This is a genomic window from Paucimonas lemoignei (genome assembly GCF_004342585.1).
In the GTDB taxonomy this organism is placed as follows: Bacteria; Pseudomonadota; Gammaproteobacteria; order Burkholderiales; family Burkholderiaceae_D; genus Paucimonas; species Paucimonas lemoignei.
Genome location: NZ_SLZQ01000006.1, coordinates 21314 through 35853, shown reverse-complemented (window position 1 = coordinate 35853; position 14540 = coordinate 21314). Strand labels below are relative to the sequence as shown.

Sequence of the window (14540 nt, the reverse complement as noted above, 5' to 3'; positions counted from 1 at the left end):
TTCCCTCTACTTTACTGCCCATGCCGGCGCACGCTTTTCCAGGAAAGCCGCCAAGCCTTCCTGGGCTTCGGGTGTTGCCCGCAATTGCGCGATGCGCTGCGCGGTATCGTCGATGAGTTCCGCCGTGACTGGCTGGTTTGCCACGGCACGAATCAGCGCGGTGGACGCAGTCTGTGCCTGCGGTCCGCCCGACAGCAAGGAAGTAATGATCGCTTCGACCTGCGCATCGAGCTGCTCCAGCTCCGCGACTTCGTGCGCCAGGCCGATTTCGCGCGCACGTTCCGCACTGATCCGCTCCGCTGTCTGGAAGTAGCGGTACGCCTGGCGCTCGCCGATGGCGCGCACCACATACGGGCTGATCACCGCAGGAATAATGCCAATCCCGACTTCGGAAGTGGCAAACCGGGCATTACTGGACGCCACGCAAATATCGCATGCCGCCGCCAGGCCCATGCCGCCTCCCATGGCAGCGCCGTGCACGCGGGCGATGGTCGGCTTGGCGCATTCCGCCAATACGCGGAACAATTCTCCCAGCCGCCGCGCATCGGCAAGATTGTCTTCCATCGACGCGCTGCCCTGGCGCTTCATCCAGTTCAGGTCGGCGCCGGCGGAAAAGCTTTTTCCCCGTCCGGCCAATACGATGACACGCACGCCGACGTCGGCTTCCAGCTCTTGCAGCGCGCTCGTCAACTCGGCAATCAATGTCTCGTCGAAAGCGTTATGCACTTCGGCCCGGTTCATCCATAGCCAGGCCACGCTTGTCCCAATTGTGGTGCGGCGGCGTTCGATCTCTATGGTGGAATAGTTCATGCCGGCCTCACATGCGGAAAACGCCGAAGCGGGTTTGCGGGATCGGCGCGTTCAGCGTTGCCGACAAGGACAGGCCGAGCGTGCGGCGAGCCTGCGCCGGGTCGATGATGCCATCGTCCCACAGCCTGGCCGTGGCATAGTAAGGATGGCTCTGCTGCTCGAACTGCTCGCGGATCGGCGACTTGAACGCTTCCTCTTCTTCCGGCGTCCAGACGCCGCCCTTGCCTTCGATGCCTTCGCGCCGCACGGTGGCCAGTACGCTGGCGGCCTGCTCTCCGCCCATGATGCTGATGCGCGAATTGGGCCAGGTGAACAAAAAGCGCGGGCTGTAGCCGCGACCGCACATGCCGTAATTCCCTGCGCCGAAAGAGCCGCCGATCACCATCGTCAGCTTGGGCACCTGTGCCGTTGCCACCGCCGCCACCATCTTGGCGCCATGCTTGGCAATGCCTTCATTCTCGTACTTGCGGCCGACCATGAAGCCGGTAATGTTCTGCAGGAACAGCAGCGGCACGCCGCGCTGCGCGCAGAGTTCAATGAAATGGGCGCCCTTCAATGCGGATTCGCTGAACAGGATGCCGTTGTTGGCGATGATCCCGACCGGCATGCCATATAAATGAGCAAAGCCGGTCACCAGCGTCGTGCCGTAGCGCGCCTTGAATTCATCGAAGCGCGAGCCGTCGACCACCCGCGCAATCACTTCGCGCACATCGAAGGGTTTGCGCGCATCGGTGGGGATGATGCCGTAGATTTCCTCGGGATCGAAGAGCGGTTCCTCCGGAATCTCGAGTCTTACGCCGGGAGTTTTCGTGCGGTTCAGGCTGGCGACGATGCGGCGCGTCAGAAAGAGTGCATGGCTGTCGTTCTCCGCCAGGTGGTCGGCCACACCGGAAATCCGGGTATGCACATCACCCCCGCCCAAATCTTCGACGCTGACCACTTCACCGGTGGCTGCCTTCACCAGCGGTGGGCCACCGAGAAAGATGGTGCCCTGGTTTTTCACGATCACGGTCTCGTCGCTCATCGCCGGCACATAGGCGCCGCCGGCAGTACAAGACCCCATCACCACGGCAATCTGCGGAATGCCCTTGGCCGACATATTGGCCTGGTTGTAAAAGATGCGGCCGAAATGGTCGCGGTCCGGGAAAATCTCATCCTGCATCGGCAAAAATCCGCCGCCCGAATCCACCAGGTAAATGCATGGCAAATTGTTTTGCTCGGCGATCTCTTGTCCGCGCAGGTGCTTCTTCACCGTCATCGGATAGTAGGTGCCGCCCTTGACGGTGGCATCGTTGGCGATGATCAGGCATTCCTGCCCCTGCACGCGGCCGATGCCGGCAATCGCGCCGGCGGATGGCGCCTGATTGTCGTACAGGTCGTAGGCCGCCATCTGGCCGATTTCCAGAAATGCCGTGCCCGGATCGATCAACTGGCTGATGCGGTCGCGCGGCAGGAGCTTGCCGCGCGCGAGATGTTTTTGCCGCGCCGCCTCGCCGCCTCCCTGCGAGATGAGCGTCACTTTCGTGCGCAAGTCGTCCACCAGTTCGCGCATGCGCGCGGCATTGGCTCGAAATTCTTCCGAGCGCGGATTCAGCTGCGATTTGAGTACCTGCATGTAGCCTTCCTTCTGCAAGAGCGAGTGCGCCAGTTCATTTTTCTAAGCAACACTCAAAATTTAATTCATGATGAAGCTTGCAGCCATTTCAGGAAATGATAATATCAGCAGCAACAAATTAATCAAGCCGTTTTTAAGTAAAACTCAAAAAAGCTGCCATGTCGAAATTATTGTCGTTCCAGGAGCGGCGCGCCACCCTGACACCGAAATCGCAGAAGCGCGTGGAAGCGGTGCTGGCAACCGCAAGGCAAGTGTTTGCCGAATTCGGCTATGAAAAATCGACCACGCTGGAAATCGCGCAACGCCTCGGCATCTCCGAAGCGACGGTCTTCACCTACTTCGGCAGCAAACGCGAGCTATGCATGCAGGTGATCAGCGACTGGTATGACGAAATCAGTGGCGAGCTGGAGAAGGAAGTCCCGTTGATTCAGGGCACACATGCCAAGCTCGGGTACATTGTTTACAAACACCTGAATACCTTGATACGCGACGGCAAAGGCTTGTGCGCGCTGGTATTGAGCGAAGGACGCAGCCCGGATACCGGATTCGCCACCTTGCTGGCCGACCTACAGCGCCGCTACACCGCCTCGCTGATGACCGTGCTGTCCAGCGCACAAGCCTCGGGAGAGATTCGCCGGGATATGCCGCTGCGCCTGATGCGCGACATGGTGTACGGCTCCATGGAGCATATCCTGTGGAATTGCATCGTCAGCGGACGCACGCCCGATCTGGAAGCGACCGCGCAGCAAGTGACTGAGTTGTTATGGAATGCCTTTGCGCCCCCCAACCCGGAAGTGACGGCGCTACGCCGCTTTCAAGTTGAAGTGGCGGATGCGCTTCGCCAATACGAGAAAACTACAACATCCTGAACGGCATCGCGCATGCCGTTGCCGTTTTTATGCAGGAGGAGACTATGCTCAAGCGAGAAAATACCTATGCCGAACTGCAGGCCAAATTTAGCTGGGATATCCCGGAAAAATTCAATATCGGCATAGCCGCTTGCGACCGCTGGGCCGATGGTTCGGGGCGGCGCGCCATCATCGTGGAAGACCGCAATGGACAGGTCACCACCTACAGCTTTGATCAATTAAAGTCGCTGTCCAATCAGCTGGCCAGTCACTGGTCCCGCCGCGGCATCAAGTACGGCGACCGCATCGGCATCTTCCTGCCGCAATGCGTCGAAACCGTGATCGCCCATATGGCAGCCTACAAGCTCGGCGCCATCGCCCTGCCGCTCTTTTACCTCTTCGGCCCCGACGCTTTGCAATATCGCCTAATCGACAGTGGCGCCGTAGCGCTCGTGACCGATGCCGAAGGCGCCCGCAAAATCGAGGACATCAGGGCAGGCCTGCCGGCACTGCAATCAGTCTATTGCATCGAAAAACAGGCGGAACACCTCCCCCCTGGATGCCTGTCTTTTTGGGACTGCCTGGCAGAAGGAAATACAGACTTCACGCCGGCCGACACGCTGGCCGAAGACCCGGCGCTGATCATCTATACCTCCGGCACGACCGGCAAGCCCAAGGGCGCGCTGCATGCGCAACGTGTGCTGCTCGGTCACCTTCCCGGCGTCGAGATCTCGCACGACTTCTTTCCGCAGCAAGGCGACCTGATGTGGACGCCGGCGGACTGGGCCTGGATCGGCGGCCTGCTCGATGTGCTGCTGCCTTCTCTTTACCATGGCGTGCCGGTGCTGGCGCGGCGCTTCGACAAGTTCGAGCCTGCCGCCGTGTTCGAACTGCTGGCGCGTCACAAAGTTCGCAATGTCTTTTTTCCGCCGACCGCCCTCAAAATGCTGCGCGCGGTCGTCGATCCGAGACAGCAGTGGCAATTCGATTTGCGCTCGGTCGCCAGCGGCGGCGAATCGCTCGGCGATGAACTGATCAGTTGGGGACAGAAGGCGCTGGGCGTGACCATCAACGAATTCTACGGCCAGACCGAATGCAACATCGTCGTCTCGAGTTGCGCCGTGCTGTTTCCGCACAAGTCCGGCACGATCGGCCGCGCCGTCCCTGGCCACGAAGTAAAAATCGTCGATGCGCAGGGCGTCCCGCTGCCACCTGGTCAGACGGGCAATATCGCCATCAAGTCACCCGACCCGGTCATGTTCCTCGGCTACTGGAACAATCCCGTCGCGACCCATGAGAAATTCGCCGGCGACTATCTTCTTACCGGCGACCTTGGCGCCATCGACGAAGAAGGCAATATCCGCTATGTCGGGCGCGACGACGATGTCATTACCAGCGCCGGTTACCGTATCGGACCGGGACCGATTGAAGAATGCCTGCTGAAACATCCGGCGGTGCGAATGGCGGCGGTCGTCGGCAAGAAGGATGCGCAGCGCACGGAAATCGTCAAGGCCTTCATCGTGCTCGCCGAAGGCTATCGGCCTACCGATGAACTCGTAGCGCAGATCCAGGCCCATGTGCGCGACCGCCTCGCCGCACATGAATACCCGCGCGAAATCGCCTTCCTGGATGCCTTGCCGACCACCGTAACCGGCAAGATCATGCGCCGCAGCTTGCGCGAAACCTGACTCAAGCGAACGATGATATTTGTCTGAACTTCGGTTACGTGCATCGCCGACTTGAGGCGCATTGCACCTTTCCGTACCAGGCAAGAAATTTCCTTGCCAATCAAAGGCTTATCGATTCATCCACATACTTATCCACAAACTTGGCAACAGTTCCTGTGGGTAAGTTTGACGAATATCAAACCTGAAACCCCCTGCCGGTTTGCCTCTCTAAGCTCCAGGGCCAAGCCTGAAGCGAGACATTTGCTTCGTGGCGGATTGGCTCGTTTAGAGTGGAAGATGAATCATGGCGGCCATCACATATACCAAAGCAACGTGGAAAGCGGAGGCAGACATCCAGCGTTTACCGAACGGTAAATACCAGGGTGTCGTGCTGCTCAAGCCTATGGGAGAAGTCGACAGCGATGCCGATCCGCGCACGGTCGACGTCATGTCCGACACGGCGCAGGAAGCACTGGAAGAAGCCAAGGCATTGGCGCATCGCCTCCTTGGCGAGATTCATTGACGACCGTGGACGCTGCCCTCGCAGCGCCCTGCTGGTCGCGCAATTACAATTGCTTCAGTAATGCACGGGCCTCGTCAGCCTTGTTGAAGCCTTTTGCATTCGCCAGCAATTGTTCAAGCTCCTGTCGTGCCCTGGCCTTGTCGCCTGTCTTCATCAGGGCTTGCGCATAGTGATAGCGAATGTCGGCGGAATCCTTGGCCACTTCGCTGGCTTTCTGCAGCATGGTCACGCCGCGCGCCGCCTCACCCTTCTGCACCAGCATCCAGCCAAGGGTGTCGAGCACAGCCGGGTTTTGCGGCGCCAGCTTGTAGGCTTGCTCGGCATACTGCATGGCGCGCGGATCCTTTTCTTCCCCAAGCGCCCAGGCGAGGTTATTCAAGGCCAGGGCATTTTGCGGCTCCAGCTTCACCACCGCCAGCAATTGTTCAATCGCTGCCTTGTTCTTATGCGACACCAGTTGGTGATTCGCCAGGTACAGGCGCACGCGCGTATCCGACGGATTATCCTTCAGCCAGCGCGCCACGCGAGCATCGGCTTCCGCAGACTTGCCGGCCTGCGCCAGCGCGCTGTGCAATTTCACCGATAGCATGCCGCTCGACTCGATCGCCGCGCCGCGCTCATAAGCGGCTACAGCCTGCGCCGCTTTCTTTTGCGCCATCAGCACATCGCCTTCCAGCACATATCCCGTCGCATTCCTGGGCTGCTGCTTTTGCACCAGGCGCGCAATCGTCAACGCATCATCGAAGCGCCCGTTTTTGACCGCGATGCTGGCCTGGCCCAATTGAGCCGGCAGGAAGTTCGGGTCCAACTGCTGCGACTTCTTCAATGCAGACAAGGCTGCCACCTCATCTTTCAGCGCCAGGTGAATACTGGCGATGCGGTACTGGATCTGCGCCGAGTCCGGCTGCAATACCGCCAGCTTCTCGTAGCTATCCAGTGCAGCCCGCTGCTCGCCTGCTGCCAGCCGCGTCTCGGCCAGGATGCCGAGGAATTGCGCGTTATCGGGATGCGTGCTTTGCAGCTTGGCTGCGGTCGTCAGCGCCTTTTGCTTGTCGCCAGTGCGCAGATAATGCGCCACCAGGAGGCCTGCCGCCTGCGTATTGTCGGGATTCTCGCCGGCGGCGCGTTCAAGCCACGCCCTGGCTTCGTCGTTGCTACCCTGCTGCAGTCCGAGTCCGGCTAGCGCCAGCATGGCTTGCAGGTTTTTCTTGTCCTTTTCCAGCAGCGCCTGGTAACGCTTCCTGGCGGCGTCCGGCTGCTTGTTCTGCACATCCATCTGCGCCAGGTTTTGCACGGCGGCGAAGAAGGTCGGTTGCAGCGCCACCGCCTTCTCGAAACTTGCGCGCGCATTGGCTGATTCCTTGCGCGCCAGGTAGATGCCACCTTTCAGGTTATGCAAGAGTGGGTTTTCCGGTTGTTCCTTTTCCAGCTTGAGCACTGCCGTCAGGGCCTTGTCGTACTCTTTCTGGCGCATATGCGTCATCACCAGCAGGATGCCTGCCTGTGAAGTCTTGCCATCCAGGCTCGCGGCCTTTTCGAGCTCGGCGATGGCGCGCTCGTTTTCACCCTGTCCCAGCTTGCTCATGCCCAGGGCAGTGAGCACCTGCGCCGAATTCGGCGTCAGCGCATTGGCCTTTTCAAAGTACTCGGTGGCCTTGCTGAAATCCTTGACCTGCATGCTCGCTTCGCCCGCCAGCATGAAGAGATGCGGATCCTTCGTTTCGTCCTTCAGGGCCGACGCCAGCGCATCGATCGCCTTTTGCGCCTGGCCACCCTTGAGCAAAGCCGACGCCAGCAGCTTGCGCGCGTACAGGTTGTTCGGGAACTGTTCCAGGTATTTCTTCAGATGCTGCTCGGCTTGCTCTGTCGAACCCAGCGCCAGTTGCACGGCGCCGGCCAGCAGCACGCTGGGCATATGCTCGGGCGCGGCGCGCAAGACTTGCTGCAGCGACTCCAGCGCAGCCGCATGTTTTTTCTGGGTGAAGTCGAGCAAGGCCTGGGTATAAAACACCAGCAAGCCATTCGGATTGACCTTCTTGGCGCTATCGATATCAGCTTGCGCCTCGTTCAGCTTACCGCTGCTGATTTCCACGTAAGCCCGCGCGAGATGCGCGGCCGCATTATCAGGCTTGGCCTTCAAGGCCTGGCCGTACGCGGCAATCGCAGCTTCGACGCGGTTTTGCGCGCGCTCCAGGTCACCCTTGAACAGCCACGCTTCGACATCATCGGGATTCTTCACCGTAGCCTGTTCCATCAGACGGTTCGCGGCGTCGACATCTTTCTTCGACAGCGCCAGCCGGGCCAGGCCGATCAGGGCTTCCGCGTTATCAGGCTTGGCTTTCAGGGAGAGTTCCAGCGATTCGCGCGCCTCATCGACCTTGCCCAGCGCGAGATAGGCAGTACCGCGCAGGCTGGCGAGCGTGGCGTCATTCTTGAAATCGGCAGACTGCGTCTCATCCAGGACTTTTTGAAACTGGCCCTGCATCATCAAGGCCTTGGCGAGATCGGGCAATGCCTTGCCGGCATCCATGCCAAGATCGACAGCCTTGCGGATTTCCTTCTCCGCAGACGGACCGTCACCGGTACGGACATAAATACTGCCAAGCAGGTAGCGCGCCTCGCGGTCATCGGGATTCTTTTGCAAGGCATTCTTCAGCTGGATAACCGCCGCCTTGTGCTCACCCTTCTGTTCATACAGACGGGCTTCCGACACCAGCTTTTCCGCACTGCCCTGGCCGCATCCGGCCAGCATCGCGACGGCCACCGCAATCGCGGAGAGGGATAAGGTTTGCTTGACTGTAGACATTGGCATAATCTTTCAATCCCGAATTGTTTTCATAAATACAACACTGATTCGCGAGATTACACCATTTTGAAAGGCTTTCCCATAGCAAATTTTGCATACGGAAATTTTTTAGCCGAAAGAAACACCAATTAACAAATCGGCGCCGGCATGACGACACTATGCGAGATGAAGGAAGGGGGGCGCGGCTTATTTTTCTGGGCGAATCCGGCGCCACAGCGTTTTCAGGTGACGTCCGCCTATGTTGCGGATGGCGGCCAGCAAACCATGCACCGTGCGCAGATTGAATGCCACGATGCCCCAGCGCTCGCGCCGATGCGACATCCAGTCGCGCTTGTAGGCATCGTCGCCGGTCAGGTAATCGACTTCCCGCACGCGGTCCACGTCGAGCACGTGCTCCATCAGCCGTGCCGTCAGGAGCGAGCCGATCGATAAGGCGCCAAAGCGCTCGTCATACGCCAGCTTGTAGATCGATGCCACGCCATCGGTGACGATCCACAGTTGCGCCGCTGCGGGCACGCCATCGATGTATGCCACGCCCAGTCGCAGCCAACCCTGGCGCGCGCACATGCGGATGAGGCCCGCGATGAAATCCGGATGCGCTTCCGCGGGCTTCCAGCTCGATCGGTAGACTTGTTCGAATGCGGCAATCCCTTCTTCGACTTCAGTCTCGTCGCGAATGATGACGAAACGCGCATCGTGCGAAGAAGCGAGCTGGCGCGATTTGCGTGCCAGCGTATTTTTCAGGCGCGAAGGCAGGCTCTTTGCATATTCCTGGTAACGACGTCCATCGACCTGGAGATACCAGTTACCGAAGCAAAAATAAGTCTGGACCGCCATGCCGGCCTGCCGGAACGCGGCCACGCACCTGTCGAAAACAGGATGATCGACGGCCATGGGATGCAGGCGCACCACATGCCAGGCTGGCGACTCGGCGGCAATCGTCTTTGCCAGGTCGGCCAGGTCACGTTCAAGCGCGCCGGCGTCACGGCCGCATGCCGTGATCGGCCCGAACAGCGAAGAATAGAAATTCGCGCAGGATGACAATTCACGCGGCGCGGCAATACCAGGTGCCTCCAGCTGATGCGTCATCGGCAGAAGCATGCGCACGGCGCTATCGCCTTCGTTATCCGAAGCATGCAAACCGTAGATACGCAGGCGGCTGTTGCCCAAGCCGGTTTGCAAAAGATTGGCGAACCACGGCAAGCTGGAAAACATGCCTGCCTCGCGCGCGGCCTCTTCAAACAATGACAGGCAGGATGCCGGCAAGGCATCGAAACCGTCATGAACCGCGACTCTGCCGCTCATGCCTAGAGCCAGCGCGCTTTGCGGAAGCGGACGTACAGGTAGCTGCACACCGAGGCCATCAAGCCCAGCGCGGCCGGATAACCGTATCGCCAGTCCAGCTCAGGCATCCACTTGAAGTTCATTCCCCAGATGCCGGCGAATGCCGTGGCCACCGCAAAGATCGCCGCCCATGCCGCCAGACGCTTGTTGACTTCGCTGTCGTCGATAGCCACCATCGACAGGTTGACCTGGATCGCCGTGTTGATGGTGTCGCGGATGGCGTCAATCGAGGCATTGATGCGATTCAGATGATCGTAGACGTCGCGGAAGTAATCCTGCGAATTGGCAAACATGGCAGGCACCCGTCCGCCATACAACTTGCCGGCCGATTCCATTAACGGCGAGACTACATGCTTGAGTACCATGACCTTGCGCTTGAGTTGGTACAAGCGCTTGATATTGGAGCGTTCTGCCGCATTCTCGAACATGTTGAGTTCAATCTTGTCCAGCTCGTCTTCCAGCGCCTCTACGATCGGAAAATAATGGTCCACCACGGCATCCATCAAGGCATAGACGACGAAGGACGGGCCATGCTTGAGCAGATGCGGTTCGCGCTCGCTGCGGGCCCGCACGCCGAGGAAGCTTTGCTGGCTCTCGCTACGTACGGAGAGAACGTAGTTCTTGCCGACGAAAATATCGACCTCGCCGACCTTCAACTCGCCTTCGACAAGATCAACCGTCTTGACCACGACGAACAGCGAATCGCCGTATTCCTCGACCTTGGGATTTTGATGTCCATGGCGCGCATCCTCGATGGCCAGCTCATGCAAGCCGAACTCGCGCTGCATGACATCGAGCTCTGCCGGCTCGGGATCCTTGAGCGCCACCCAGACGAAGCAATCATCGCGCGCGATATAGTCGCTGATTTTTTCGACCGGAATCTCATCCAGTTTCCGGCCTTCCTTGTAGGCCGCGCAATTGATCAGCATAGATCCCCTTTCGTTTTATTCGCGATTATAGGGGCAAACCGGCACGGCGCAATGCGTTCACGGAAGAGCGTGATGGCAGCGCTACGGAATGCTTAACGGGATGTAGAAAGGAAGACGCAATGCGCCGCTCAAACGATGGCTGACAGCATGACGAAGTCAGGCGGCAGCCTGCTCAGGCCGGCTCGGCAAGGGGCGCACCTTCACCTGTTTCTTGGCTAGGGCGCGCACCAGGATCTTGTAGGTATCGACATCAAAGGCTGGGCGCGCGGGCGAGCGCTCCAGGAGCGACCAGACATCCGACTCGGCGCAGGCACTGCCCAGATAACACCAGTTGTGCACCACGTGCGCCTCCTCCGTCTTGCCGCCGGCGCCCTTCTCGATCAGCGCTACGGCACCCGGATAAGGCCAGGTCGCCAGCTTCAGTCCTGCCAGTGCCGCTTCCAGCCGCGCCTGGTGCAATAGCTTCGACTCCTTGCCGCAACAGGCGCCACGGCATCGTCGCAACTGATGGCCGAAACAAGGCTTTCCCGGCTGGCCCTTCTCCAACCCCAGCAAGGCATGGCAAAGCTCATGCGTATCGGCGATCTCGCGCAAGCTGTTTTCCGCCTTCTTGCGCGAACTGAACAAGCCGTACAATCCTTCCGCCGAGCCGAAATCCACTTCAGCGGCATTCACCAGCACCGGCTGCGACGTGCCATCCTCCTGCGCACGCAACTGCCAGGCGCACAAGTCGCGCTGGCGGCGCAGCGCGCGATTGTGAATCGGCTGCCGATCCTTGATCAGTTGCGCTTCCAGCAGCAGCGCGCCCAGTTCCCCGGCGGTTTCGCGCCACTCCAGGCGATGGATTTGCTGCGACATGCGCATGTCCTGGAACAGGCGATGGTCGCCATTGAAATGCGAGAGCACGCGCTGGCGCAGATGCACGCTTTTGCCCACATAGAGCAGCGCATTGTTTTCACCATAAAACAGATACACGCCCGGCGTGTCAGGAATTTCATCCAGCACATCAGCATCGAGATGACTGGGCGTGCTGGGCCGCTGCAGCAACTGGGCAAGCGCCTGCTCGAAGGTTTCGGGTGCGATGTCGCGCCTGAATTTGCTCCAGAGTTGCCATAGCAAGTCGGCATCGGCCAGGGCCCGATGCCGGTCGCCTTCCACCTTCAGTGCATGGCGCTGGACCAGGATATCCAGATTATGCTTGGCCTCTTCGGGGAAGAGCTTGCGCGAGAGCTTGACCGTGCAAAGCACGTCGGCTCGCAGGCTTACACCCATAGCCTTGAAGGCATTGCGCAGAAAGCCATAATCGAAGCGGGCATTATGGGCGATGAACAGACCGCCGCGCAGGCGCTCCAGCAAGTCCTCGGCCAACTCGGCAAACACCGGGGCGGATGCCACCATGGCATTGCTGATGCCGGTCAGGTTCTGGATAAAAGGAGGAATCGGGACTTCGGGATTGACCAGAGTGGACCAGCGCGTGACCTGATCCCCCTGTACTTCGACGATGCCGATCTCGGTGATGCGGTCGACTATCGGGTTGGCCCCGGTCGTTTCAAGATCGATAAATATCAGTTTTTCATGCTTCGCCATAGGGCCGCCTGCCAATCGTGTGCGCGAGTATAACCACACACAGACCTATCCTGCAGGCACTTGGTTCCTCATGGCGATACGCAGATAACGAAACTTAACCACCTGCCGAAGTAGCATGTCATCCAGCCTTGCCATTCAGGCAGCATGTCGATGTCACCGCATCGCACGAGCCAATCGATCAATGTCAATCGATCAATGTCAATCCGGCCGCGTCATCTGTTCAGGTTGCACCCAGCGCTGGAATTCCTCTTCGGTGACGAAACCCAGCGCCAGCGCTGCCTCCTTCAAGGTGGTGCCATCGTGATGCGCCTGCTTGGCGATTTGCGCCGCACGGTCATAACCGATATGCGGCGCCAGCGCCGTCACCAGCATCAGCGAGCGCTCCATCAGCTCTGCAATGCGTTCGCGGTTGGCTTCGATACCGCGCACGCAATGCTCCTCAAAGCTCTTCATGCCATCCGCCAGCAGGCGGACGCTTTGCAAAAAATTATGCGCGATCATCGGCTTGAAAACGTTCAGTTCGAAATTGCCGGAAGCCCCACCAATATTGAGCGCGACATCATTGCCAAAAACTTGGCAGCACAGCATCGTCATCGCCTCGGCCTGGGTTGGATTCACCTTGCCCGGCATGATGGAACTGCCCGGCTCGTTTTCCGGGATGCGGATTTCGCCCAGCCCGGAACGCGGCCCCGACGACAGCCAGCGCACATCGTTGGCAATTTTCATCAAAGCGCCCGCCAGGGTTTTCAAAGCGCCATGAGCAAATAGCAATGCCTCGTGCCCGGCCAACGCGGCGAACTTGTTGGGCGCACTGGAAAACTGCAACTGCAGGCGCGACGACAACTCGGCCGCCACGCGGTCGCCGAAATCAGCCACGGTATTCAAGCCCGTGCCGACTGCCGTGCCGCCCACCGCCAGTTGTTGCAGCAAAGGCAGCGTCGCAGTGATCGCTGCATCGGCATGGCTCAATTGCGCGATATAGCCGGAAAACTCCTGTTCAAGCGTCAACGGCGTGGCATCCTGCAAATGTGTGCGCCCGATCTTGACGATACCGGCGAAGCTCGCCGCCTTTTGCTCGAGCGAGGCACGCAATATCCGCAAGGCAGGCAGCAGGGAATGGTTGATCGCGACAACCGCCGCCACATGCATGGCAGTCGGAAAAATATCGTTGGATGACTGGCCCAGGTTCACATGATCGTTCGGATGCACCAGCCGATCCTGCCCGCGCTGCCCCCCGAGCAGTTCGGATGCGCGGTTAGCCAGCACTTCATTGACGTTCATGTTGGTCTGCGTGCCGGAGCCGGTTTGCCAGACCGATAAGGGAAACTCATCCGCATGTTGCCCGGCAATGATTTCATCGGCGGCCCGCACGATGGCATCGGCCTTGTCTTCATCAAGCTTTTGCAAGCCGACGTTGATCATGGCGCAGGCGCGCTTGACTTCCACGAGAGCCCGGATCAACTCCGGCGGCATGCGTTCGGTGGAGATGTGGAAGTGTTCGAGCGATCGCTGGGTTTGCGCACCCCAGAGTTTGTCGGCGGGGACGTTGATGGGGCCGAAGGTGTCGCGTTCGAGACGGGGAGAAGTCATAGGAATGTGCCAATGCAAAGACTTAAAAATTGTCATCTTAGAACAAATCCTAACGACAGACTTATTTTGCCTCGAATGTAACTTCGATTTTTATTTTGCTGGGTACTGGCTTACCGTTCTTGATGCCTGGACGCATCTTTGCACTCATAAATGTTTCAATTGCTGTCTTTTCGTAGGCTCCTGACAACTCTGACGCTTCAATTTCGATATGATCAACGCCGCCACTTGAATTAACGAAAAGAACAAGAATCGCAGAAATTTTACCTTTAGGTTCGGGAGCATCTGGAAAGGGGATAATAACTGGCGCTTCTGGTTCAGGACGTTCGTCAAGTTCGCGCCCTGGCAGATAGGTATTTTCTTTTAAAACCTCTTGTTCATTAAAAAAACTGCGCAAAGGACTATTACTCAATTGCGGCAACCACTCTTCCCAGCTGAAATTTTCTCGCTCTATGCTTGATGAAGCATGGAATGCATCAGCGCCAGTGTATTGGTAAGTCTGCACAGCGATATCGGCTCCTACGCCGACATTAGTCTCATTCCTCACAGCATGTTCACTAGCATCCTTTTGGATGGCCTTTATTTGGTCTACACCCGAAGTGTCCTTTGATAGTAAAGACGATTCACTATTTAGCGTCACCTGCATTACTTGTTCTTCCGTTTGCGGCGAAAGGATCTTAATAGTGAAATCGTGAGATAGGGAGATAGTTATAGCTGCATGAAGAATGACTGACACAAGCGCTGCTAAGATCTTTACAAGATAACGCTTGTTCATCACTGATGCATACAATGGGAAATCCCCTGCCATAAGCAGGGGATGCGGT

Annotated in this window: 11 protein-coding genes; 3 read left to right on the top strand and 8 right to left on the bottom strand. The window is 58.5% G+C overall.

The window, feature by feature from the left end; translation table 11 throughout:
- Positions 1 to 6: 6 nt before the first annotated feature.
- The gene (locus tag EDC30_RS10755; RefSeq protein ID WP_132258845.1) at positions 7 to 810 is read right to left on the bottom strand and encodes an enoyl-CoA hydratase/isomerase family protein; all 804 of its coding nucleotides are present in this window, start codon (positions 808 to 810) and stop codon (positions 7 to 9) included.
- A gap of 7 nt (positions 811 to 817) precedes the next feature.
- The gene (locus EDC30_RS10750) at positions 818 to 2425 is read right to left on the bottom strand and encodes a carboxyl transferase domain-containing protein (RefSeq protein ID WP_132258844.1); all 1608 of its coding nucleotides are present in this window, start codon (positions 2423 to 2425) and stop codon (positions 818 to 820) included.
- Between the two features lie 158 nt (positions 2426 to 2583).
- Here EDC30_RS10750 and EDC30_RS10745 point away from each other — a divergent pair, with 158 nt between their 5' ends.
- The 3 genes from EDC30_RS10745 to EDC30_RS10735 all read left to right on the top strand — a co-directional run bounded on the left by EDC30_RS10745 (position 2584) and on the right by EDC30_RS10735 (position 5463).
- Positions 2584 to 3294 carry a TetR/AcrR family transcriptional regulator gene (locus EDC30_RS10745; protein ID WP_132258843.1) on the top strand — a complete coding sequence of 237 codons (711 nt, stop codon included), beginning with the start codon at positions 2584 to 2586 and terminating at the stop codon, positions 3292 to 3294.
- Between the two features lie 44 nt (positions 3295 to 3338).
- Positions 3339 to 4961, top strand: a complete 1623-nt coding sequence (locus tag EDC30_RS10740) for an acyl-CoA synthetase (RefSeq protein ID WP_132258842.1) — start codon at positions 3339 to 3341, stop codon at positions 4959 to 4961.
- Between the two features lie 283 nt (positions 4962 to 5244).
- Positions 5245 to 5463 carry a hypothetical protein gene (locus EDC30_RS10735; protein WP_132258841.1) on the top strand — a complete coding sequence of 73 codons (219 nt, stop codon included), beginning with the start codon at positions 5245 to 5247 and terminating at the stop codon, positions 5461 to 5463.
- A 43-nt stretch (positions 5464 to 5506) separates the two neighbouring features.
- Here EDC30_RS10735 and prsT read toward each other — a convergent pair whose 3' ends face one another.
- The 6 genes from prsT to EDC30_RS10705 all read right to left on the bottom strand — a co-directional run bounded on the left by prsT (position 5507) and on the right by EDC30_RS10705 (position 14491).
- Positions 5507 to 8269, bottom strand: a complete 2763-nt coding sequence (prsT, locus tag EDC30_RS10730) for an XrtA/PEP-CTERM system TPR-repeat protein PrsT (RefSeq protein WP_207907259.1) — start codon at positions 8267 to 8269, stop codon at positions 5507 to 5509.
- Between the two features lie 186 nt (positions 8270 to 8455).
- Positions 8456 to 9574: a GNAT family N-acetyltransferase gene (locus EDC30_RS10725; protein ID WP_132258839.1), complete on the bottom strand. Its 1119-nt coding sequence runs from the start codon at positions 9572 to 9574 to the stop codon at positions 8456 to 8458.
- Between the two features lie 2 nt (positions 9575 to 9576).
- On the bottom strand, positions 9577 to 10542 hold the full coding sequence (locus EDC30_RS10720; protein ID WP_132258838.1) for a magnesium and cobalt transport protein CorA: 966 nt from the start codon (positions 10540 to 10542) through the stop codon (positions 9577 to 9579).
- A 156-nt stretch (positions 10543 to 10698) separates the two neighbouring features.
- Positions 10699 to 12129, bottom strand: a complete 1431-nt coding sequence (locus tag EDC30_RS10715) for a 3'-5' exonuclease family protein (RefSeq protein WP_132258837.1) — start codon at positions 12127 to 12129, stop codon at positions 10699 to 10701.
- Positions 12130 to 12327: 198 nt separating this feature from the next.
- Positions 12328 to 13719 (bottom strand): class II fumarate hydratase, encoded by a 1392-nt coding sequence (gene fumC / locus EDC30_RS10710; protein WP_132258836.1) that lies wholly within the window; start codon positions 13717 to 13719, stop codon positions 12328 to 12330.
- A gap of 61 nt (positions 13720 to 13780) precedes the next feature.
- On the bottom strand, positions 13781 to 14491 hold the full coding sequence (locus EDC30_RS10705; RefSeq protein WP_165973791.1) for an energy transducer TonB: 711 nt from the start codon (positions 14489 to 14491) through the stop codon (positions 13781 to 13783).
- Between the last annotated feature and the right edge of the window lie 49 nt (positions 14492 to 14540).

Coding starts and splice junctions, on each gene's coding strand:
- EDC30_RS10755 (WP_132258845.1), bottom strand. CDS start 810: ATGAACTATTCCACCATAGAGATCGAACGCCGCCGCACCACAATTGGG.
- EDC30_RS10740 (WP_132258842.1), top strand. CDS start 3,339: ATGCTCAAGCGAGAAAATACCTATGCCGAACTGCAGGCCAAATTTAGC.
- prsT (WP_207907259.1), bottom strand. CDS start 8,269: ATGTCTACAGTCAAGCAAACCTTATCCCTCTCCGCGATTGCGGTGGCC.
- EDC30_RS10715 (WP_132258837.1), bottom strand. CDS start 12,129: ATGGCGAAGCATGAAAAACTGATATTTATCGATCTTGAAACGACCGGG.
- fumC (WP_132258836.1), bottom strand. CDS start 13,719: ATGACTTCTCCCCGTCTCGAACGCGACACCTTCGGCCCCATCAACGTC.
- EDC30_RS10735 (WP_132258841.1), top strand. CDS start 5,245: ATGGCGGCCATCACATATACCAAAGCAACGTGGAAAGCGGAGGCAGAC.
- EDC30_RS10750 (WP_132258844.1), bottom strand. CDS start 2,425: ATGCAGGTACTCAAATCGCAGCTGAATCCGCGCTCGGAAGAATTTCGA.
- EDC30_RS10705 (WP_165973791.1), bottom strand. CDS start 14,491: ATGAACAAGCGTTATCTTGTAAAGATCTTAGCAGCGCTTGTGTCAGTC.
- EDC30_RS10720 (WP_132258838.1), bottom strand. CDS start 10,542: ATGCTGATCAATTGCGCGGCCTACAAGGAAGGCCGGAAACTGGATGAG.
- EDC30_RS10745 (WP_132258843.1), top strand. CDS start 2,584: ATGTCGAAATTATTGTCGTTCCAGGAGCGGCGCGCCACCCTGACACCG.
- EDC30_RS10725 (WP_132258839.1), bottom strand. CDS start 9,574: ATGAGCGGCAGAGTCGCGGTTCATGACGGTTTCGATGCCTTGCCGGCA.